The sequence below is a fragment of the Sphingobacterium sp. UBA7249 genome, from assembly GCF_002472835.1.
In the GTDB taxonomy this organism is placed as follows: Bacteria; Bacteroidota; Bacteroidia; order Sphingobacteriales; family Sphingobacteriaceae; genus Sphingobacterium; species Sphingobacterium prati.
Map to the genome: position 1 here is coordinate 117,329 of NZ_DKST01000015.1, position 22,144 is coordinate 139,472.

Below are 22,144 nucleotides of genomic sequence, written 5' to 3' on the forward strand. Positions count from 1 at the left end.
TCTTTTTAAAATAATAGCTTAAGCATGTTTTGGATCTTTATTCGTATTATGACGTTATTTTGATACGGGGAAGGCTTATTTATACCGTCGGGATCAGCGTGTAGTCCAGGTGATCTTCCGCAGTGATCGAACGGATGATACGACATGGATTTCCTGCGGCAACTACATCCGCTGGGACATCTTTGGTGACGACCGAGCCAGATCCAATGACCGAATTTCTGCCGATGTGGACACCGGGGTTAATTACGACCTGACCTCCTATCCATACATTATCTTCAATTACAATAGGTGCTGAAAATTCCCAGCCCTGATTTCTTGTTTCAAAATAAATCGGATGACCTGCGGTAAAAAGACTTACGTTAGGCCCGAATAATACATTTTCACCTATTGTAACCGGCGCTCCATCTAATATGGTGCAGTTATAATTGCAGTAAAAGTTTTCACCTATTGAAATGTTATAACCATAATCGCAGCGGAATGGGGGTTCCAGAAAGAATCGCGTACCGGTTGATTTAAATAGTTTTTGAATGATCTGTTTTCTGAATTTAATCTGTTTTGGTTCGGAATCATTGAAACGCTTGAGCTCCTCCTTCGCATATTGTCTTTCCTTAAATAGTTGTCCATCGGAATCAATATATGGGATGCCGGCAATCATTTTCTCCTTAGGTGATTTCATTCAGTCACTGTTTTTGATCTGGAGCAAATATACAGGAAGTTTTTTAGGCTCCGCATAGATAGATAAAATAAGGGTCACCATATATTGGCGGAAGCTATTGATTTAAGATAATTAATTCAGTATTTACAAACAATTTGCTGATGAGAAGCATTTAGATAATGGACATACAGAATTCTTTTGCTATCACGAATGGCTTTTATTCAAAATAATTTTATATAATGAAAATCGCTTATATCAGTACCTACCTGCCCAAAGAATGTGGTATCGCTACGTTCACTTCGGATCTGTTACACGCAGTGGCACTACATAATCAGGATCTAACGCAACATGTCATTGCAGTTGCAGACCGACCTTACAATTATCCCCATGAAGTCGTTTTCACCATTGATCAGCACCATCAGCTTTCTTACATCGAAGCCGCCAACTATATTAATAACAACGGTTATGATTGCGTTATTTTGGAGCATGAATATGGTATTTTCGGAGGAAATAGCGGTATGTACATCCTTTCACTCATTAATGCGCTTCATATTCCTTTATTGGTAAACTTCCATACCATTTTAGAAAAGCCAAATGTCGATGAAAAAGCGATCTTAATTGAAATAGTCAAACGTGCCTCTATTGTAGTCGTGATGAGTAATTATGCGATTACCCTGCTAAAATCTGTTTATCGGGTAAACACCACGAAAGTTAGGCTCATCCATCATGGTGTACCTGAATTTCACCTTACTCAGGAAGAAGCCAAAGCACAAAAAGGGCTTTCAGGTAAAAAGGTTTTACTTACTTTCGGTTTTATAGGCAGAAATAAAGGAATAGAAACAGTGATCGAGTCGCTTGCCGAAGTTGTCAAGGGCGAACCTGATCTTGTTTATTTGATTGTTGGCAAGACACATCCTAATGTGCTCGCGCATTCTGGAGAGGAATACCGTGAGTATCTGAAGAGTTTAGTTGATTCCTATCATTTAGATGAGCATGTACAATTTGTCAACTCTTTTGTAAGTCAGTCCGATCTTGTTACCTATTTATCAGCCTGTGATGTATATGTGACACCATACGTTAACGAAGCACAAATCACAAGTGGCACTTTATCATACGCAATTGGAGCGGGCGCAGCTGTCGTATCCACCCCTTACTGGCATGCAAAGGAGCTATTGGCTGAAGGTCGGGGAGTTTTGGTCGAATTCAAAAATCCGACTGTAATGGCAGCAACCTTGGCGGCGTTGTTTAGGAATCAAGAATACCGTACCACCTTGCGTGACAATGCCCGGGCCTTTGGTAAAGAAATAACCTGGAAAAATATTGGGCTTCGCTATACCCGGCTTTTGGACAAAGTAATTCCTTCACTTGACGGTTTTAAAGAAAGCGTGACTTTTTCAAAGGATGAAATGCCCAAATTCAGCTGGAAACATATTGACCGCTTGACCAATCAGGTCGGTATTTTGCAGCATGCGACGTACTCATTACCTAACTACAAGGAGGGGTATTGTTTGGACGACAATGCACGTGCGTTGCTGGTAACGTTGTTGGCGGAGCGTGATTTTGCAGACAAAAAGCTTGATCGTCGGATTTCTACCTACCTGAGTTACATCTATTATCATCAGCGTGAGGATGGATTGTTTCACAACTTTATGAGTTTCCAACATCATTTTCTCGATGAAGTTGGATCAGAGGATTCATTTGGTAGGACAATGTGGGCGTTGGGTGTACTCCTTAGGGAAACAAAATTGACGAGTTATTACCAGATGGGACACGAGTTGTTTTTTCGATCTGTACCACATTTTAGCCAATTGCGGTCCAATCGGGCCATCGCTTATACAATACTTGGTATTGCCGAATATTTGCATCATCAATCCAATGATGAAGTTATGGTTGAGTTGATGCGCCAGCTAATTGGTAAGTTAATGAAAGAATATGAAGCAAGTGCGGGTGACGATTGGCAATGGTTTGAGCCGGTGTTAGCCTATGACAACGCAATTTTGCCTTATGCTTTGCTCACCGCCTATCCCTTTCTCAATGACGAGTCCGTAAAGCAACTGGGATTATTGACCATGACATTCTTGGAAAGTATGACGATTCAAAATGGTGCACTCTCGCTGGTCGGAAACCAGGAATGGGCTAAAAAGGGAAAGCAGGTCAGTAAATTTGGTCAGCAGCCGCTCGACGTCACAGCAATGGTGTTTATGTATCGTGAAGCTTTTCGCCTGACAAATAAAAAGGTTTATTTCGCCCGTATGATTGCATCCTTTCGTTGGTTTTTGGGCGAAAACGACTTAAAGTTGGGGTTATATGACGAGGAAACAAAAGGCTGTTGCGACGGCCTGGAATCTTATGGGATCAATAGAAACCAGGGCGCCGAAAGTACCCTTTGTTTTTATCTCGCTTATATCGTGGTTTACCGCGCTTTTATTGATAACGCTCAGGGTTCAAAATAGCAAGCAATAGTTCTTCTAGATTAATGGTGGCATAGGTCGACGCATAATCTGACATGGCATACGGCAAAATGAGCGTGTCGTTATGGACTAAGGCACCACATGAGTAAATGACATTGGGTACATAGCCCTCACGTTCCTCGTCGTTGGGGGTCATCAGGGGGCTGTGTAAGCGTCCTATCTCCACATGGGGATTATCCAGATCCAGCAGTGCTGCACCAAGGACATACTCGCGCATCGGGCCGACAGCATGTGTCAAAATCAACCAGCCATATTTTGTCTCTATTGGCGAACCACAATTGCCTATCTGCACATATTCATAGGCGTATTCAGGCTGTTGGATCCGTATGGCCGTTTCTTGCCATATATTGATGTTATTGGAATAAGCAATATAATTATTTTCACCGTCAATGCGGCAAAGCATCGCATACCTTCCGTTGATCTTTCGGGGGAAGAGTGCAGCGCCCTTGTTGGCGATCTCTCCGTAGATCGGTTTTACTTTAAAATGGTAAAAGTCTTTTGTAGTCAAGAGCTTGGGTAGTATACTAAAACCATCATAAGCTGTATAGGTCGCATAATAGATAGTTTCTCCTTTTTCATCCTTAAATTGGACAAAGCGGGCATCTTCGATACCTCTTTTTTCTGTATCCGCTATTGGGAAGATCACGCGTTCGGAAATGGAGGTATCCAGGGAAAATGTCATTTCATAATGGGACGAGGCTAACCACAGTGCTTGTTGCAAAAAGGTGATGTTCTCCAAATTTTCTTCGCTGTCCTGTCTGACTTCGTCAATATAACGCTTGAGTTCTTCATAAGTAAAGGTTGCGGTTAATTTTTGCTCAAGCTTCATTTTGACTTCGGTAGGCTCAGCATGTAGCTCATTCATCTTTTTTAAAAATGATTCCTTATGATAACGATGATTTTTGACCTGAATAGGCTTATCCAACAAATTGCCGATATAATCTATATGAATATTATTGTTTACGTCAAGTGTTCCGGCCCGAAATACAATCGAGGAAACATGACCTTCACCAGTGGCTCTGAAGCTGAGTATCACACGTTTCTCGCCCTTAAAAAGCTCAGTCTGATCCGGATGTTCGACAATGGAGGGATTGAAGAGTGCTGCCGACTCAATGGAATATTCCATGGTAAAATAAGAGCCAATCAATAGCTTGTCTAATTGACTGAGCCTGTCTTTTGGAAAAGGGACTTTCTCCAATAAATGGCTCACACGTTCAAAATTACGTTCAAAAATATTCACAATACTGCGATGTCTTTTTGTGTAGCTACGGAGAACCTGACCAAAAACCTCTTTGCGTTCGGATTCACTCAGCGCCAGGATACGCTTGAGTACTTTGATTGTTCGGTCGTCTCCAAGAAAGAAGAATCTTGCCAACACCCTTTTCTTGTCCGGTTTAAAATAAATGTCTTTTCGCTCTACTTTTACAGGTTTATGCATTGCTATGTTTTTCATGTATACACTCCTATAAGAACGATCAGCGACGGGATTTTGTTTTTACAAGCTTCGGATAATGGCAGGATATATTATAAAAATGGATTAACTTTGACGGGTACAAATTTTTAGATATGACTGAAAATAGTTTAGATAAATTAGAACCAAAAGCAATTTGGAGAAATTTCGCTGCATTGAATGCTGTTCCTAGGGCTTCAAAAAAAGAGGAACGTGTCATTGCATTTATGGTAGATTTTGGGGAATCATTGGGTTTAGCGACCAGTGTGGATGAAATTGGCAATGTGTTGATCAAGAAGCCCGCTAGTTTGGGAATGGAAGACCGCAAAACCATCGTATTGCAATCGCACTTGGATATGGTTCACCAGAAGAATAATGATACTGTTTTTGATTTCGATAACGAAGGCATTAAAATGTATGTCGATGGGGATTGGGTAAAAGCTGTAGGAACTACGTTGGGTGCAGATAATGGACTGGGCGTTGCGACAATCATGTCTATTTTGGAATCAGCAGAAATCGTTCATCCGGCTATTGAAGCGTTGTTTACCATCGATGAGGAAACTGGAATGACTGGAGCATTGGGATTAAAAGGTAGCGTTCTGTCAGGCGAGATCTTATTGAATCTGGATACTGAAAATGATCAAGAGATTGACATCGGTTGTGCGGGGGGTATTGATGTTACTGCAACACAATCTTATATCACCGAGGCCTGTCCTTCAGATACCGTATCGTTTGAGCTTACCGTAAAAGGCTTGCATGGAGGACATTCAGGCATGGATATTCATAAGGGCTATGCCAATGCCAATAAGTTGATGAACCGGTTGTTATTTAAGGCAAATGAACGCTATGGATTACGTATCGCCTCCTTATTGGGAGGAAGCCTTCGCAATGCGATCCCGCGGGAAAGTGTTGCCAACGTAATCGTTGATAAAGATAAATCGGCAGTTTTCGTCGAGGAACTCACACAATTGGCTCAGGCCATCAAATTTGAGTTTGCCACCACTGAACCCGCTATGGAGATCGTAGTTGAACCGAGTGATGTTGCCCATGCGGAAGTTATTCCTGTTCAAGTGCAGGAGAATTTGATCCATTCTATTTACGCGGCTTTGAACGGTGTTTACCGTGTGAGTGCTGATTTTGAGGATCTGGTTGAAACTTCCAACAATATCGCTAAAGTTGAAGTAGGGGACGGGCAGATTGCGATTAAATGTTTAACCAGATCTTCGGTCGAAACGTCCAAGTTTGACCTAGCGTATTCTTTGCAGGCAGCCTTTGAATTAGGTGGTTTTGAAGTGGAGTTCTCTGGTAATTATCCGGGATGGGCGCCCAATCCAAATTCTGAAATTTTAGAAGTACTTAAATCCATTTATACGAAACAACATGGCGAAGCTCCGGAAGTTGTAGCCTGTCATGCCGGTCTGGAATGCGGTATATTGGGGACCAACTATCCAGGTATGGACATGATTTCCTTTGGACCAACGATATTGGGGGCGCACTCGCCAGCAGAACGTGCTTCTATATCTTCTGTTCAGAAATACTGGAATTTCGTCCTCGAAATCTTAAAGGAAATTCCGCGCAAATAAGCTTGTTATCCCTTGCTGCATAGTAGCTTAAGTCACAGGGTAATAAACGAAGGGTTGTCTAAATATGAAGTGAATTCCATAGGTCTTCGACCAAATGGGGAGACACCTCATATTTAGACAACCCTTTTCTTAAAATATGCCCAATCTTTGTTGTTCCTTTATCCTTGTAGCCTTTAAAACGGCTGCTCCTTCTTGTACTCAGATTAGTTTTCAAGTATAATCTTTGGATACCTCTTTTTTAAACGGAGTGATTCCATACGAGCTGAATCTTCGATGCGAAAGTTAGGTTCAATAGCTGCACTAATTTTGCTTTGCGAAGCAGCGATATGTGTATTATATTTCAATTTTACTTGCATAAATTGGAAAATAATTGTACTTTCAGAATGAAAAAATGATTTACTAGACCAAATTTATTACGCCTCTCTTTTGAGGGCTCGGACCTAATAATGATATAATGACCATAATCCTCATTGTAATCAGCATTTGTTTGCTTATCCTATGCATTACTTATTTTAAGATAAATGCGTTTCTTTCCTTTTTATTGGTTTCTATTCTCAGTGGTTTGTGTTTGGGGATTGCGCCCGACCAACTGGTTGGTACTGTTGAAAAAGGGATTGCGGGGGTGATGGGCAGCCTGACACTGATTATTGTGCTTGGCGCAATGTTGGGGAAGATTGTTGCTGAAAGTGGCGCTGCGGAAATCATTGCTGTACAGATGGTCCGTCTAATGGGTGAGAAATACTTGCAATGGGGCTTGATGTTGACAGGTTTTGTGGTGGGGATTCCTTTGTTCTATGGTATTGGTTTTGTCCTATTGGTACCCTTAATTTTTTCGATCTCCTATCGTTATAAGTTGCCTGCTGTGTATATCGGTTTACCTATGTTGGCCGCATTGTCGGTAACACACGGGTTTATTCCGCCTCATCCTTCTCCTGTTGCATTAGTGGCATTATTTCATGCAGACATGGGACTGACACTGATTTATGGTCTTTTGATTGCTATTCCAGCGATTATATTAGGTGGACCAATCTTTGGCCGTCGGCTGAAAAACATGCTCCCCAGTCAGGAATCCATATTTCGGCTGGAGAAAACTGCTGAGCAGCTAGACTATAAACGGCCTACTGTTGGTATAAGTATGGTGGTGGCACTACTTCCCGTTCTGTTGATTATCTTATTTACACTCATACCCTATCTATACCCTACAGAGGGTGGGACAGTACAACGTTGGTTGAAATTTATAGGTAGCCCAACAGTTGTGATGGTCATTGCTATTGTTGTGGCGACCTATTTGTTGGGATTGAGACTTGGTCGTTCCATGGTGAATGTGATGTCAATCTATGAATCCGCAGTCCGCGATATCGCGATGATCCTGCTGATTATTGCCGGATCGGGTGTGTTCAAACAAGTAATGGAAGATAGTGGTGTGAGCCTATTGCTTGCCAATACCCTACAGCAACTTCCTATTTCGCCTTTATTGTTAGCTTGGTTAATTACTGCGGTCATTAGAGGCTGCGTCGGGTCCGCGACAGTTGCTGCGCTGACGGCAGCAGGTGTTCTGTTACCTATCGTAACAGCAGGTAAGGTAGATCCCAATCTAATGGTGCTGGCAATTGGGGCAGGAAGTCTCATGTTTTCCCACGTCAACGACGCTGGCTTTTGGCTATTCAAGGAATATTTTGGCCTGAGTGTTAAGAATACGTTATTTTCCTGGTCGGTCATGGAAGCGATCGTTTCCATTGTCGGGATTGTAGCTGTTTTGCTATTGCAAATAATTTTATATTAGCTCTTATATTTTTAAACTTTAAAATCATTGATGATGTACAACGCAGACGAACAATTTGAAAAATTAGGTTTGACATTACCGCCAGCACCGGCACCTAAAGGTGTATATAAACCATATGTGATTGATGGCAAGTATCTTTATCTTTCTGGCCATGGGCCGGTACAGGATGATGCTTCACTCATTATAGGAAGGATTGGTAGTGATATCAGCCCTGAGGATGGAAAACTTGCGGCCAGACAGGTAGGTTTGACGATGCTATCGACGATCAAAACCAATTTGGGCTCATTAAATAAAATTAAGCGGGTCATTAAGGTATTGGGGATGGTCAACTGTACACCCGATTTTCTATATCATCCTGGCGTGATCAATGGTTGCAGTGAGTTGTTTGCTGCGGTCTGGGGTGAGGAAAATGGAATCGGTACACGTAGCGCTGTAGGTTTCGGCTCTTTACCGGATAATATTCCTGTTGAGATCGAAGCACTATTCGAATTGCATTAATCAGTGGGGCATGGAAACTTGGTATCGGGTACAAAATGTTGATCAGGTAGATTCACCGGCACTGCTGGTGTATCCTGATCGTATTGTTCGGAATATTGATCGCGCACTGAAGTTTGTGCAAGGGGACGTAAATCGTTTACGGCCCCATATCAAAACTAACAAATGTAAAGAAGTCTGCCAACTGTTGCTGGAAAAGGGGATTAACAAATTCAAATGTGCCACCATTGCTGAGGCCGAACTGCTTGGTACGGTAGGAGCAAAGGATGTTTTGTTGGCCTATCAGCCGGTGGGGCCAAAGATTGATCGTTTGTTGCGCTTGATCGATGCATTTCCCAATACACACTACGCCTGCCTGGTAGACAATGCTGATTCTGCAAATCAGCTGTCAATACGAGGGCTAGAAAGAGGCAAATCTATCGCAATATATATCGATGTAAACATTGGTATGGGGCGTACGGGGGCTTCTATTGCGCAAATGGAACGTCTTGTGTTGGCTATTCAGTTGTTGGATGGTATTCATTTGGTGGGTGTGCACGGCTATGATGGACATATTCATGATAAAGACTACACAATACGCCAACAACAAAGTCAGCAGGCTTACAGTGCGCTCGATATGGCCTACCTGATGGCACAAGGTTCTACTTCTACGCCCTTAACAAAGGTGATCGGGGGATCGCCAAGTTTTCCGTTCCATGCAGGACGACATGATGTGGAATGTAGCCCGGGCACCTTTGTGTTTTGGGATTTTGGTTACGCCGAAAATTATGCCGAACAGGAATTTCTGGTAGCCGCTGTATTGCTCACACGTGTTGTTTCCATCGTAAATCACAGGTATTTGTGCTTAGATCTTGGCTACAAATCTGTTGCAAGCGAGTCTCCACAGCCACGGGTCAAATTTTTTGACCAGCGGATCGGAGAGATCAAAATGCAGAGTGAGGAGCATCTTGTCGTGGAAGTGCGGAACAGTGCCGATTTTAAGATTGGCGATGAGCTATATTGTGTGCCACGGCACATCTGTCCTACAGTCGCTTGTTATGACGAGTTACAGGTCGTAGAGAAGGGCACTGCTGAACAGGTTTGGAAGGTACTTGCTCGAAGTAAAAAGATAAATTATTGATATGTACGAATTTGAAATGCCTTTTGTGGTTGATGCACACCTCGATTTGAGCATGAACGCCATGGAATGGAATCGGGATCTCCGGCTGCCCATTCAGGAACTAAATCGGCGGGAGCAGGGGATGAACGATAAGCCCGACCGCGCAAAAGCGACGGTTACTTTTGACGAACTACGCAAAGGGAACATCGGTATAGTCGTCGCAACACAGATTGCACGTTTTGTGCGCCCCGATAGCACATTGCCGGGCTGGTACTCAGCAGAGCAGGCTTGGGCGCAGACACAAGGGCAATTGGCTTGGTATAAAGCCATGGAGGCAGATGGGCACCTGAAAATGATCAAGACAAAGTCTGATTTGGATCAGCATATAGCGTTGTGGTCTGACGGAACGGATCAGACTCCTAAGCCGATTGGTTATCTACTGAGCTTGGAAGGAGCTGATTCTTTGGTGGATATTAGCTATGTGGAAAAGGCTTATAATTACGGTTTGCGTGCAATTGGTCCGGCACATTACGGCCCGGGGAGATATGCCAACGGGACCGATTCTTCCGGCAGGCTTAACGCGCAAGGCCTCCAGTTACTGCACGAAATGGAGCGGTTGGGTATGGTCCTTGATGCTACACACCTCAATGATGATGCGTTTTGGGATGCGATAGGGCGATATCATGGACCAATCTGGGCCAGTCACAACAACTGCCGCAAATTTGTTGATCACAATCGGCAGTTTAGCGACGAGATGATCAAAGCCTTAGTGCAGAAGGGTGCTGTTATTGGCATTGCCCTGGATGCTTGGATGATGGTGCCCAACTGGGTGCGGGGTATTTCTGATCCCAAATCCAGCAATTGTTCTATGGAAATTATGGCCGATAACATTGACCATATCTGTCAATTGGCGGGAAATATAAATCATGTGGGGGTGGGGAGTGATCTGGATGGCGCCTTTGGTCGTGAACAATGTCCTTATGACCTGGAGACCATCGCTGATATCCAAAAGGTTTTCGGACTATTGAAGCAACGTGGCTACAGCAATGCTGATCTTGCAAAAATTGCCAACCAAAACTGGTTGAATTTTATGCGGAATGCCTTGCCGGAGTAATAACAGCTCCGCGGACCGTGTTATTATTATACGTAAGTTTAGCCTCATGTGGCTATCCTCTTGTTTAATCTGGTGGACATAATGATCGCTGACAACAGGATTACCTCGAATGCATGTGGCCCTCCGCTCAGGAGCTTCAGGATGACATCATGAGTACAGGTCAAAGGGAATATGGTAAGCAGATCGTTACACGGAGGTATGCTTCCCTGATAGATAGGTGTGCTAAATAAATGATATATTCGTAAACAGAAACAATTCTAAACCGTTATGACACTTACTTTACGCCTCCAATTGTCCCTGATGATGTTTTTGGAGTATTTTATTAAAGGAGCTTGGTTTGTTACATTGGGTACCTACCTAATAAAATCCCTGAATGCCTCCGGAATGGAAGTTGCCAATATATTTTCTACCCAGTCCCTGGGTGCGGTTTTCGCACCTTTCTTTGTTGGTTTTGTGGCAGACCGCTATTTTAATGCGGAGCGGGTACTCTCGGTTTTACATCTCATAGGCGCTGCATTGCTTTATGGGATGTCTCAAGCACCTGATGCCGGTCATTTTTACCCCTATGTTTTTGTTTACTTCATGGCTTATATGTCGTCGCTGTCCCTTTCCAATGGTATTGCTTTCCGGCATATAGGGGACGCCAAAAGATATTTTCCCGGGGTACGTGTTTGGGGGACGGTCGGGTGGATTTGTTCGGGGCTCGTGATTAGCTATTTATTCCGCTGGGATAGTCCTGAAGCAATTACTCAGGGCGCTTTGCACAATACCTTTATTATGGGTGCTGTGTGTTCTGTCCTTTTAGCGTTGTTTAGCTTGTTTCTTCCAAAGACTCCACCACAGATACAGGTGAAAGGCGAAAAATTTGATTTTGGAAAAGCCATTGGCTTAGATGCCCTGGGGCTGTTAAAACAAAAGAGTTTCCTAATATTTTTTGTTACCGCGATTGTGATCTGTATACCCATTTCGTTCTATTATCAAAATGCCAACCCTTTTTTGGTCAATGTCGGTATGGCAAACCCAACCGCAAAAATGGCATTGGGACAGTTTTCAGAAGCAATCTGTTTGCTGTTGATTCCATTTTTCTTTAGACGTTTAGGCTATAAGAAAATGATTTTATTGGGCATTGCCGCATGGGCATTGCGGTATCTGTTCTTTGCTTTTGGAAATGGACAGGAAAAAGCGTTTCTGCTTATTTTAGGTATTGTCCTGCATGGAATTTGCTATGATTTTATGTTTGTCGTCGGGCAGATTTATACCGATCGTATTGCAGGAGAAAAGTATAAGGCCTCGGCCCAGGGCCTGATTACGATTGCCATGTATGGCGTGGGAATGCTGATTGGATTTTGGGTGGCTGGCGCGGTGTCAGATTATCTCAAGGCAGGCTATGCGGACCAATTTTGGGAGTACCTATGGTTTATACCGGCAGGGATTTCATTTTTCTGTCTGCTCCTGTTCGCTATTTTTTTCAAAGAGGAAAAGCCGGAACAGCTGTTAGTATAATCCCGAGATAGCAAAAGTAAAAGCTTTATGGAAAGTAGAGGGGATCTGCTTAGCTTAACCTATTTTTGGATACGGCCTTAAGGTGCTTGCCAAGAAGATAATTAGAATGGGTCCACCCAAACACGAAAGAGGACGCTAAAAGCTCTTAATTTTACCATTAGCATCCTCTTTATTTTTTTGCAACATTATTTTTTATAGGTAACGGATTAAATCATATTAAACCATTGCTGATATTTTTCACCAATAAAAGGAAGTGCTTTTTTTTCGCCCGAGAAAGCCGCAATTAAACCCAATATAAGAGCGATAAGCAAGATTATTCCAACAATATTCATCATTATTCCACCTATGCCGGGGATGAAGCGCAATAAGCCCAGTGCTAATCCTGTGACCATAATACCTACACTCTGTCTGATGTGGAACTGACCTAACGCGGTCTTTTCCTTATTGTTCATAATGATGGCCGCAATTAGACCAATTAATGTTAAATAAGAAATGATAGCAACAGTCTTGCCGTCGTTTGATGATGTGCCCTGCACTTGGTTTCTCTCCATGATACTTATACGATAAAATGTGTGATATAAATGTATAAGGCAAATTTAGAAGAGATAATCCCTGTTTTCTTTAGCTGAATTCAGGGATATTTAATTTTATACCCTGTTTATTGTCATTATCCTTCCACGCTTTCCAGCAATTGTTTTTCATGGAGTTCAAAATATTCGCCTCTTTTCTCCATTAATTCAAGGTGTGTACCCTGTTCGACAATTTCACCTTGATCCATGACAAGGATGTGGTCCGCGTTTTTTATGGTCGAAATCCGATGGGCAATAAAGATACAGGTTTTGCCTTTCATGATACGGCTCAACGAGCGTAAGATTGTTTCTTCTGTTTTGGTATCTACAGCTGATAGACAGTCATCAAAGATCAATACATTTGGTTCTTTTACTAATGCCCTGGCGATGGATACACGTTGTTTTTGACCGCCCGAAAGTGTGATGCCACGCTCGCCAACAGCCGTTTCAAACCCTTCATCAAAAGCGATAATATTGTCGTACACAGCAGCGTCTTTCGCGGCCTGCTCGATCTGCTGCTGCGTGAAGTGATCCAGTCCGAAACCGATGTTATTGGCAATCGTATCTGAAAATAAGAATACATCCTGTGGAACGAAGCCAATTTGTTGGCGAAGATTTTTGAAGTTAAGCTCCTTTAAGGCAACACCATCGTATTGGATATTACCGCTGTCGATATCATACATACGCAGCAGCAGATTGGCCAAGGTAGATTTCCCCGAACCAGTTTTTCCAATAATTGCCAGTGTCTTGCCGATAGGCACCTGGAAAGATATATTTTTAATGGCCTGTATACCTGTTTCTGGGTAAGTGAACGATATATTTTCCACCTTGATCTCTCCGGCGATTTCTTTGTCTATTTGACCATTGATGATCGGCGATTGAGTTTCTAAAAACTCATTGATCCGTTTTTGTGATGCGGCTGCACGTTGTACCAGCGAAGTCACCCATGCTAAAGACATGGCCGGAAAAGTCAATTGATTGACATAGATAATAAATTCGGCAATATTTCCGGCAGTAACTGTTCCTTTGGCAACTTCAATTCCACCGATATAGATCGTAATAACGGTACTCAGACCAATCAGCAACAAAATAAGCGGAAAGAAGACGGCTTGTACCTTCACCAGATCCAATGCGGTGTTGCGGTAAATGGTACTTTCCTTTTCAAATGCTTCCATTTTGTTCTGCTCCCGGGTATATGTCTTGATGACACGGATACCAGCAAAGGTTTCCTGGACAAAGGAAGAGAGGTTTGCAAGCTGCTTTTGTATTTTTAAGCTGCGTTTATTGATAATTTTATTGACAAAAAGGATGATAATTGATAAGACCGGGATAGGAGCCAATGCGTAGGTCGCTAGTCTTCCATTGACACTATACATGGCATAAATAACCATAATAGACAGGACTATCGTATTAATGGCATACATAATCGCAGGTCCAAGATAATTTCGCACCTGGTTGACATCCTCCGTTGCACGGCTCATCAGGTCGCCCGTATTGTTTTTCCGAAAAAAACCGAAATTCAATTCCTGATAATGGTTGTAAATTTCATTTTTAAGGTCATACTCGATATAGCGGGAAGTCAGAATAATTGTCTGGCGCATAAAGAATAGGAAAATTCCGCGCAACAGTGAAAGCAGTAATACGACAAAACCGAAGAACAATAAGCTCGTGCCAAATACCTTGTAAATCAGCTCTTGTCTGTCAAACCCGTCGAAAAGGCGGTAGAGATAAATGTTTTCCTGTACAAGGTCAAAGGCTTCGCGAATGACTTTAGCTGGGAGTACCCCAAAGTAATTGGAAACGATAACAAAAATAACCCCTGGAACGAGTTTCCAACGGTATTTATAAAAGTACTTATTTAAGTAGGCGAGATCCTTCATATTATGGATACAAAAATAGAACTAATTCAGCAAAATGCCTTTATATTTCGATGAAATTACTGTCATTCGGAAATCAAATGTTAAGTCTTGGATAAAAAAAGATATTATGCACAACGAATAATTTTCCTACTTTTGCAACAAGTACCTTAAAAAATTAAAACAAATTAGAGTAGTACATTTTATGTCAACATCTCAAAATTCTATTTTTGAATTGATGAGCCAGTCTGGTCATCAAAACTTATTTTTCTGTAATGATGAATTAGTGGGCTTAAAAGCTATTGTTGCGATCCACGACACCACATTGGGGCCGGCAATAGGAGGGGTTCGTATGTTACCATACGAAACGACAGAAGAAGCTATTGATGATGCTTTACGTTTATCCAAGGCCATTACCTATAAATCTGCCATTACTGGATTAAATTTGGGTGGCGGAAGTGCCGTTATTATCGGTAATAGCCGTTTGGACAAATCTGAGGTTTTATTGCGTCGTTTGGGCCAGTTTATTGAAGGATTGAATGGTAACTTTATTGCTTCGTTGGACGTAGGTACTACACAACGCGATTTAGAATATATTTATACAGAGACAGAACATGTTGCTGGTTTGCCCAAAGCGATTCACGGCAGTGGGGTTGGAGATACATCAATTTTTGCAGCCCAAGGTGTCTATTTCGGTATTAAAGCCTGTTTGAAGGAGCTGTATGGATCGGAGAGTGTAGCAGGTAAAAAAGTTATTGTACACGGAGTAGGTAGTGTCGGAGAGCGATTGATCGCTATGTTACGTGAGGAAAATGCACGTGTATATGTGAGCGACATCACAGAAGAGAAAATGCTTAAGGTGGCTGCGAAATACAAAGCTGAGCCGATCCCATACAATGAAGTATTCGATCATGAGTTTGATGTCTATTCACCTTGTGCATTGGGCGGTGCGGTAAACCCCGAATCGGCGCAAAAAATGCAATGTAAAATTATCGCAGGCTCGGCAAATAACCAATTGAAAGATGAAGTAACGACAAGTACCATCCTTCATGAAAGAGGTATATTATATGCACCAGACTATTTGATCAATGCAGGGGCATTGATTAGTTGTTATTCAGAAATTCAGAATTATGGGGTAGATCACACGGAATTTGTGATCAAAAATATATATAATGCGACTAGAGACGTATTGAAAAAATCAAAAGAAGAGAATATCTCTACTTTTGAAGCGGCCAATCGCATAGCGGAGAAACGTATCCAAGATATTAAAAAAATCAAAAGATAGTCTTCTTTCCAAAATCGTTCTTATTTATTAGTTTATAAAAAAATCGTTCTTTAAAATTACTATGTTAAACAGGAGACACCTGAGGGTAAAAGTAGTGCAAACGCTTTATGCGTACAGTCTTACAGAAGACAAAGACATCAAAACATTTGAAAAAGCACTATTAAAAAATGTGGATGAGGTCTACGAGATGTATATCTGGACACTGAATCTATTGGATGAGGTATCCGATTATGTATTGATAGACGCAGAAGGCAGAGCCAACAAATTTTTGCCGACTGAAAAAGACTTGTCTTTAACGACCAAGTTAAGTACAAATACTTTTATTGAGTCATTAAGACAAAATCCGCAATATGCTGAGGGAGTCAAAAAATATAAAATTTCATGGAGCTTTGATCCGGAAATCGTGCGTACAGTATTTTTGCAATTGAAGGATTCTGAAGCATATTTGGAATATTTACAGCAAGAAGATCGTTCGATTGGTACGGAAAAGGATATCATTAAACATATCTTTAAAAAGATCATTCTGAAATCACCTGTTATTGAGCAGGTTTTTGAGGAGAAATTTATCAACTGGCCAGTAGACAAGGAAGTATTGCAGGCATTGATCGCAAAGACTTTTAAGAATTTCAGTTCAGAAGATCCGCGTAAAAATAAACTTGCTGAAATAACCCAAAACTGGAATGACGATAGTGATTATGTGATCGCGTTGTTGGGCAAAACAATCCGTAATACAAATGAATATCAGAAGCTAATTTCTGATAAAACAAAAAACTGGGAATCAGACCGTATTGCTTTGATGGATACTTTATTGATGCGATTGGCAATATGCGAATTGGTTAATTTTCCCTCGATTCCTGTGAAAGTGACAATAAATGAGTATATTGAAATCTCTAAGGTATTCAGTACATTAAAAAGTAATACATTTATTAATGGTATCTTAGATAAAATATTAAGCGATCTGAACCAACAAGGAAGAATCCAAAAGGCAGGTCGTGGTTTAAGGGATTAAAGAGCAATAAACAAATGAAAAACTTTAGTAAATATTCAGTTTTAGCTTTGGCATCGGTATTTTTCTTTTCTTGTGGAAATTCCCAAAACGGAAAAGTTGAGGTTGCTAAAACAGGGACTGAAACCGTAGCGACAGATAGTCTTTCTAAAGCAGCGGCGCAACTGGGTAAAGTAGAGTTTGCAGAATCGGCCTTTGATTTTGGGCAGGTCAAAGAAGGTGCACAGGTGAAGCACACTTTTGTATTGAAGAACACAGGTGATGCGCCGGTTATCTTATCCAAAGTGACTGCATCTTGTGGCTGTACGCAGCCAGAGTTTTCAAAAAGCCCTATTTTACCGGGAGGAACATCGGATATCCAGGTTACTTTCAATAGTGAAGGGCAGGTTGGTAAGCAGCAAAAGATCATCACGATCCAATCGAATGCTTCCAATAGTATGACGACCGTCCAGCTAAAGGGTGAAGTATTAGCAAAATAACACATTATTAAACGATATATAACAGATGAATACAGTATTATTACAAGCAGCGGGAGGGAGTAGCATGATGAGTTTTTTACCAATGGTTTTGATCATTGTGGTATTTTATTTCTTCATGATCAGACCGCAGATGAAGAAGCAAAAAGATCATAAGAAATATATTGAAGAATTGGGCGTCAACTCTAAAGTCGTTACGACAGCAGGTATCCACGGGCGTATCGTAGAGGTATCTGATACTACTTTTTTAGTAGACGTTGGTTCAGGCGTAAGAATTCGTTTTGACAAGTCTGCAATTGCTTTGGATGCTTCAAAAGCTGCAAACGCAACAGAGAAGAGCGCTTCATAAGGTTTTTCTTAAAATTGAAAGCCAGTCTCCAAAAGGGACTGGCTTTTTTATTTCATCCTTTTTGAAGGTGGCACTGTGCGATGCTGTTGTTGTGTCGGGGCTAGTTTACATCTTTTGTTGGCGGCTTAGTTTGTTTATGTTATATTACTCCACAATAGATGGAATTTGAAAAACTATCGTGCAACGTATCCCATACACCTGCATAAACATGGTAATCACAGTTTTTCCGGCTTATTCCATTAAATTGTAATGAGCAGGCCCCCTGCTTTACTTCGGCGATTGAAGTTCTCAAATGAGACTCTCCATACAAACCGATCAGTGCGATATTGATTTTGTATATGTTATCTTCATATAGCACATTGGGCGTCCATGTAAGATCGATCACATCGCCATAAAGGCTAATTTGACAATTGGTCAACGGGGCTAGCTGTCCCGCAAATACAAGTAGCTTTTCAGGGTTGACGAAAGGGCTATTTTCCGAATCTAATTCGAGGGCTTCTTTGAAAATATGACGTTGAGCCAATTGGAATGCGCCGACCCGGCTGCCTTTTTCTGTGAGGGACTGATAACCAAAATCAAATATTGCTCGATTGTCTCCGGCAAATCGCCCGGCAACTTTTTGCTTTTTTCTGTTGAGGAGTTCTGCTTCACTGGGCGGGGATGTACGTTTTCTTTTAGGGCCGCGTACAATATTTTGGCCATTCAATATATAAGCACTGACAGAACCGAATTTTCCGGTAATAGGGCCATTGGGGCCGTTTTGTAAAATCGCCATAGTCGTTTCTTTCCATTGGTTTATAATCGTTGGTACACAACTTATTACCAAGTTAATACCAAATTCTCAAATAAAAAGGATGTAACACTAATTTTACATAGTATTAACAAGGGTATAACAGGGGTTTATCCTAATTATACCCCTGTTATACCCCTGTTAACCCCCTGTAATATCCCTGTTAATATAGGAATTGGTATGAATTAATTATAGTTTTGTTCCGCACACTGTGAAGAAGATCCCCGAATCTAGCCCAGCTCGGTAAAAAGGCACTCATTCCTGTGCTGCAGACGTAGCTGCATTTTTCAGATTCACATCACTTATGGTCAATATTTTTTAAAAAATGTGTTGAATTGTCAATCGAAGCGGAATTGATCTGTTACTATTTAAAATAATTTTTTGTAACTTAAAGACTTAACATAAATCAATTATGAAGATAAATATTGATACTCGGGAAAAGGGACTGACGGTATTGGTGATCCTTGTTGTTTTGTTGTTAGTGGGGATGCTTTTTGGGGAAATACTTGGCCGATCGTTGTATTATTGGATGCATTAGACAACCGATGATAATTAATGATAAAGCTCTCTTTTCAATTCTTTAGTTTCGTTATCTTGTTCAATTTATTGGTTACAATTTGCTTGTTGTGGGAGGCGGTGGATTTCGTTGAGCGATATGAGCAGCCTCTCTCTTGGGCTTGCTCGGTTAATTGAAGATCTTTTGATCTTATATTCCAAAGCGAGTTATTCACTGCTTGATGAGCCTTTTGTAGGGTTAAGCCCATTATATGTCGAATTGTTTAAGGAGCATTTTTCTTATATGAGACAATATAAAGGGATACTGATTGCTGATCATTCTTATTGTGACGTCATGGACATCAGTGACGAAATACAGCTGATGAAGGAAGGTACCTTACTAAAGATCAGCGGGAAGGAGCATCTTGTCTTGCACCAGTACCTGAGCGAATCTGAATAATCGTTAAATTAGTTTATCGCATGACGATCTCATTTGTTTCTATTAAATCCGATTGATTTTGTCCTACAGTGTCAAATGGTCTATAAATTTTGAACAGCTATGGCTGCTATTATAGGTAGCGCAATACGGATTTTTAATTCCTTTTGAACTTATTTTTACGCAAATTGATTAAGTTTGTAGCATGGCAAACGCAGTTCGACTAAATAAGACCCAACGACGCAAGATCAATATCTTTGTGCGCTGTGTTGGAATTTCGTTGCTCGCTTGGTTACTGTTTTCAATTTCCAATCAATATACGGTATCTGTTAAGGCTGCGATAGAATATGTCAATTTGCCGGAAAAACGTGCTTTTCATCCACAACAATCCGATACCGTCAAAGTAAAGCTCGAGATGACGGGCTGGCAGTTCCTGTTTTCTAAGGCCGCCTTAGAGACACCAAAAGTGCAGGTCGATCTCAGTTCACTGAAAACAAAAGATTGGATTGTCTTTTCCAATCAATTGGGATTTATTAACCGTCAATTTCCGCATGAACAACGTGTCGTTTCTGTGAGCCCGGATACCTTGTTTTTCGATTTCTCAAAACAAACACAGCGCAAGGTTCCTGTAAAACCATTGTCCAATATCTTGTTCAAAAAGGGTTATGGTTTTATCGCAGATACCAAGGTGACACCTGCATATGTGACTATTACAGGGCCATATGAGGATGTTTCCACGATAGAATATTGGGAAACAGATACTGTTCGCGGAAAAGAGGTGGAGACTGATGTACGCACTGTGGCCAATCTTGCCCGTAACCAAAAAGGAAACATCAACGTATATCCTACTTCTGTGGAAGTATTGATGCCAGTAGGCGAGTTGACTGAGAAAGTTATTGAACTACCTGTGAAGGTTGAAAATGGACAACGTTATAGCTCCGTTAGACCCAGCCCAAGTAAAGTGGTGATTACTGTACTGATGTCGGTTAAAGATTATAATAATTATACATCCCGCGATTTTGAGGCTGTGGTAGACTTGGCAGACTGGGAAAAAAACGAAGTACAATATTTGCCGATCCTGTTGACTAAGGTGCCGGATTATTGTAAGATTATCAGTGTTGTGCCGCAAAATGTGGACTTCTTTGTACGAAAATAGGGGATAAAATGGGTTTGAAAATAGGAATAACAGGAGGAATCGGTTCCGGAAAAACATTTCTTGCTAAGCTTTTTGAAGCCTTGGGGGTGCCTGTCTATAACGCGGATGAAGAAGCCAAAAGGTTGATGAATTCCGATACACGGATCAAAAAACAGTTAATCGAGCTGTTTGGCGAGGCTACTTACAAGGATGGTAAATTGGACAGGACATTCCTGGCAGCTATCGTTTTTTCGGACAAGGAAAAACTGGAATTATTAAACGGTATTGTACACCCGATTGTCATTCAGGAAGCTAAAGATTGGGCCGAGCGGCAAACATCACGATATTCGCTAAAAGAAGCTGCGCTACTTTTCGAAAGTGGTTCCTACAAAGAACTGGATTATACCATATTGGTTAAAGCCCCAATGGATGTTCGTATACAGCGCGTCATTAAGCGGGATGGCGTCACCGAACAACAGGTACGGGAACGTATCAGCAAACAATTGTCTGACGAGGAAAAATTGCAGCTCGCGGACTTCGTCATCGTTAACGATGGAATCACTCCACTACTACCGCAAGTATGGACATTGCATCAAAAATTTCTAAAATAAATATATGTCTATCATATTGTCTGACTTTTTGGTCAGAAAACCGGAAGGGTATTATTGCCGTTATGGCGACTTTTTTATCGATGCGGGTGGTCCCGTAGCACATAATGTGGTATCTCATGCCCACGGTGACCACGCCAGCTCGGGGCACGATTATGTCTATTGTACCAATGGGACTGCGTTGTTTATGAATTACCGCTATAAGCAAAACCGTAAGGATTCCTATCAGATAAAATTATTTAATAGCTCCTTTAAAATAGGTATGGTCGAAATCACTTTTTTACCAGCTGGCCATATATTGGGTTCGGCGCAGATCTTAATGGAATATAAAGGTATACGTTATTTATATACGGGCGACTATAAATTGCAGCCTGATGAGACCTGTGAAGCCATCGAAGTGCGGCAGGCCGATGTGTTGATCACCGAGAGTACATTCGCAAACCCCGAGATCATCCATCCCGATCCTATTGCTGAGATCAAGAAACTGGAGGGACATGCGAGCAATATCCTGTTGGGAACCTATGTACTGGGTAAAGCACAACGGGTGACCGATCTGATTAATAGGTATTGCCCAGAAAGAAGGGTGCTGGTACACAGCGGAATATTACCTTACCATCGGTTGTATGATGAACATGGACTTAAAAAAATGAGTTATGAGCCTTACAACCGCAGGGAAATGAAACAGGGGGAGCAGAATAAGGTTTACCTGGTACCGCCCATGACCTTCAACAGTTATTTTAGAGCGACAAAAGTATTGCGAGCCTTTGCTTCTGGATGGAAACGGCTACAAGCTCAGAATGATATCGAATTGTATATATCAGACCATGTAGACTGGAATGATATCCTTCATTATATAAAAATGGTAGCGCCGCGGGAAGTCTGGACATTGCATGGCGACGGTACAATACTTAAAAGTTATTTTGGAGAACAGTTAACGGTGCGAGATGTGCTTTCCGAATAATAAAGGAGGGGATACCCCTCCTTTA

The 22,144-nt window shown here is 41.6% G+C and carries 21 protein-coding genes; 16 read left to right on the forward strand and 5 right to left on the reverse strand.

Annotated elements, in window-relative coordinates:
* Positions 1-79: 79 nt before the first annotated feature.
* Complete coding sequence (locus B4A24_RS11220; protein WP_293944967.1) at positions 80-676, reverse strand: sugar O-acetyltransferase; 597 nt, start codon at positions 674-676, stop codon at positions 80-82.
* A 218-nt stretch (positions 677-894) separates the two neighbouring features.
* Here B4A24_RS11220 and B4A24_RS11225 point away from each other — a divergent pair, with 218 nt between their 5' ends.
* Positions 895-3,108 (forward strand): glycosyltransferase family 4 protein, encoded by a 2,214-nt coding sequence (locus tag B4A24_RS11225; RefSeq protein ID WP_293944968.1) that lies wholly within the window; start codon positions 895-897, stop codon positions 3,106-3,108.
* On the opposite strand, the gene B4A24_RS11230 is transcribed toward B4A24_RS11225, so the two are convergent.
* Entirely contained in the window at positions 3,080-4,579 is a 1,500-nt protein-coding gene (locus B4A24_RS11230) for a glycoside hydrolase family 130 protein (protein WP_246250643.1), read from the reverse strand. The genes B4A24_RS11225 and B4A24_RS11230 overlap by 29 nt on opposite strands.
* A 113-nt stretch (positions 4,580-4,692) precedes the next feature.
* On the opposite strand from B4A24_RS11230, the gene B4A24_RS11235 reads away from it, so the two are divergent.
* The 6 genes from B4A24_RS11235 to B4A24_RS11260 all read left to right on the forward strand — a co-directional run bounded on the left by B4A24_RS11235 (position 4,693) and on the right by B4A24_RS11260 (position 12,153).
* The gene (locus tag B4A24_RS11235) at positions 4,693-6,159 is read left to right on the forward strand and encodes an aminoacyl-histidine dipeptidase (RefSeq protein WP_293944970.1); all 1,467 of its coding nucleotides are present in this window, start codon (positions 4,693-4,695) and stop codon (positions 6,157-6,159) included.
* A gap of 454 nt (positions 6,160-6,613) precedes the next feature.
* The gene (locus B4A24_RS11240; RefSeq protein ID WP_293944972.1) at positions 6,614-7,942 is read left to right on the forward strand and encodes a gluconate:H+ symporter; all 1,329 of its coding nucleotides are present in this window, start codon (positions 6,614-6,616) and stop codon (positions 7,940-7,942) included.
* 30 nt (positions 7,943-7,972) lie between these two features.
* The gene (locus tag B4A24_RS11245) at positions 7,973-8,440 is read left to right on the forward strand and encodes a RidA family protein (protein ID WP_293944974.1); all 468 of its coding nucleotides are present in this window, start codon (positions 7,973-7,975) and stop codon (positions 8,438-8,440) included.
* A gap of 10 nt (positions 8,441-8,450) precedes the next feature.
* Positions 8,451-9,557, forward strand: coding sequence for a D-TA family PLP-dependent enzyme (locus tag B4A24_RS11250; RefSeq protein ID WP_293944975.1), 1,107 nt, complete (start codon positions 8,451-8,453; stop codon positions 9,555-9,557).
* Between the two features lies 1 nt (position 9,558).
* Complete coding sequence (locus B4A24_RS11255; protein ID WP_293944977.1) at positions 9,559-10,650, forward strand: dipeptidase; 1,092 nt, start codon at positions 9,559-9,561, stop codon at positions 10,648-10,650.
* A 267-nt stretch (positions 10,651-10,917) separates the two neighbouring features.
* Positions 10,918-12,153: an MFS transporter gene (locus B4A24_RS11260; RefSeq protein ID WP_293944979.1), complete on the forward strand. Its 1,236-nt coding sequence runs from the start codon at positions 10,918-10,920 to the stop codon at positions 12,151-12,153.
* Positions 12,154-12,359: 206 nt separating this feature from the next.
* Here the strand turns inward: B4A24_RS11260 and B4A24_RS11265 are convergent, their stop codons facing one another.
* Positions 12,360-12,704, reverse strand: a complete 345-nt coding sequence (locus tag B4A24_RS11265; RefSeq protein ID WP_293944980.1) for a hypothetical protein — start codon at positions 12,702-12,704, stop codon at positions 12,360-12,362.
* A 116-nt stretch (positions 12,705-12,820) separates the two neighbouring features.
* Positions 12,821-14,602: an ABC transporter ATP-binding protein gene (locus B4A24_RS11270; RefSeq protein WP_293944982.1), complete on the reverse strand. Its 1,782-nt coding sequence runs from the start codon at positions 14,600-14,602 to the stop codon at positions 12,821-12,823.
* A gap of 181 nt (positions 14,603-14,783) precedes the next feature.
* On the opposite strand from B4A24_RS11270, the gene B4A24_RS11275 reads away from it, so the two are divergent.
* The 4 genes from B4A24_RS11275 (at position 14,784) to yajC (ending at position 17,694) form a co-directional block, all read left to right on the forward strand.
* Complete coding sequence (locus tag B4A24_RS11275) at positions 14,784-15,863, forward strand: Glu/Leu/Phe/Val family dehydrogenase (protein WP_293944984.1); 1,080 nt, start codon at positions 14,784-14,786, stop codon at positions 15,861-15,863.
* Positions 15,864-15,924: 61 nt separating this feature from the next.
* Positions 15,925-16,872: a transcription antitermination factor NusB gene (gene nusB, locus B4A24_RS11280; protein ID WP_172394524.1), complete on the forward strand. Its 948-nt coding sequence runs from the start codon at positions 15,925-15,927 to the stop codon at positions 16,870-16,872.
* A 14-nt stretch (positions 16,873-16,886) separates the two neighbouring features.
* Positions 16,887-17,348, forward strand: a complete 462-nt coding sequence (locus B4A24_RS11285) for a DUF1573 domain-containing protein (protein ID WP_293944987.1) — start codon at positions 16,887-16,889, stop codon at positions 17,346-17,348.
* A gap of 25 nt (positions 17,349-17,373) precedes the next feature.
* Positions 17,374-17,694, forward strand: a complete 321-nt coding sequence (gene yajC / locus B4A24_RS11290; protein ID WP_120258318.1) for a preprotein translocase subunit YajC — start codon at positions 17,374-17,376, stop codon at positions 17,692-17,694.
* A 139-nt stretch (positions 17,695-17,833) separates the two neighbouring features.
* Here yajC and B4A24_RS11295 read toward each other — a convergent pair whose 3' ends face one another.
* Positions 17,834-18,469, reverse strand: a complete 636-nt coding sequence (locus B4A24_RS11295) for a hypothetical protein (RefSeq protein ID WP_293944991.1) — start codon at positions 18,467-18,469, stop codon at positions 17,834-17,836.
* 427 nt (positions 18,470-18,896) lie between these two features.
* Here B4A24_RS11295 and B4A24_RS11300 point away from each other — a divergent pair, with 427 nt between their 5' ends.
* The 5 genes from B4A24_RS11300 to B4A24_RS11320 all read left to right on the forward strand — a co-directional run bounded on the left by B4A24_RS11300 (position 18,897) and on the right by B4A24_RS11320 (position 22,119).
* Positions 18,897-19,022, forward strand: a complete 126-nt coding sequence (locus tag B4A24_RS11300) for a hypothetical protein (RefSeq protein WP_293944993.1) — start codon at positions 18,897-18,899, stop codon at positions 19,020-19,022.
* A 117-nt stretch (positions 19,023-19,139) separates the two neighbouring features.
* On the forward strand, positions 19,140-19,439 hold the full coding sequence (locus tag B4A24_RS11305; RefSeq protein ID WP_293944995.1) for a hypothetical protein: 300 nt from the start codon (positions 19,140-19,142) through the stop codon (positions 19,437-19,439).
* Positions 19,440-19,620: 181 nt separating this feature from the next.
* Positions 19,621-20,571 carry a CdaR family protein gene (locus B4A24_RS11310; protein ID WP_293944997.1) on the forward strand — a complete coding sequence of 317 codons (951 nt, stop codon included), beginning with the start codon at positions 19,621-19,623 and terminating at the stop codon, positions 20,569-20,571.
* Between the two features lie 8 nt (positions 20,572-20,579).
* Positions 20,580-21,161 (forward strand): dephospho-CoA kinase, encoded by a 582-nt coding sequence (gene coaE / locus B4A24_RS11315; RefSeq protein ID WP_293944998.1) that lies wholly within the window; start codon positions 20,580-20,582, stop codon positions 21,159-21,161.
* A gap of 4 nt (positions 21,162-21,165) precedes the next feature.
* Positions 21,166-22,119 (forward strand): exonuclease, encoded by a 954-nt coding sequence (locus B4A24_RS11320; protein WP_293945000.1) that lies wholly within the window; start codon positions 21,166-21,168, stop codon positions 22,117-22,119.
* Positions 22,120-22,144 lie beyond the last annotated feature (25 nt).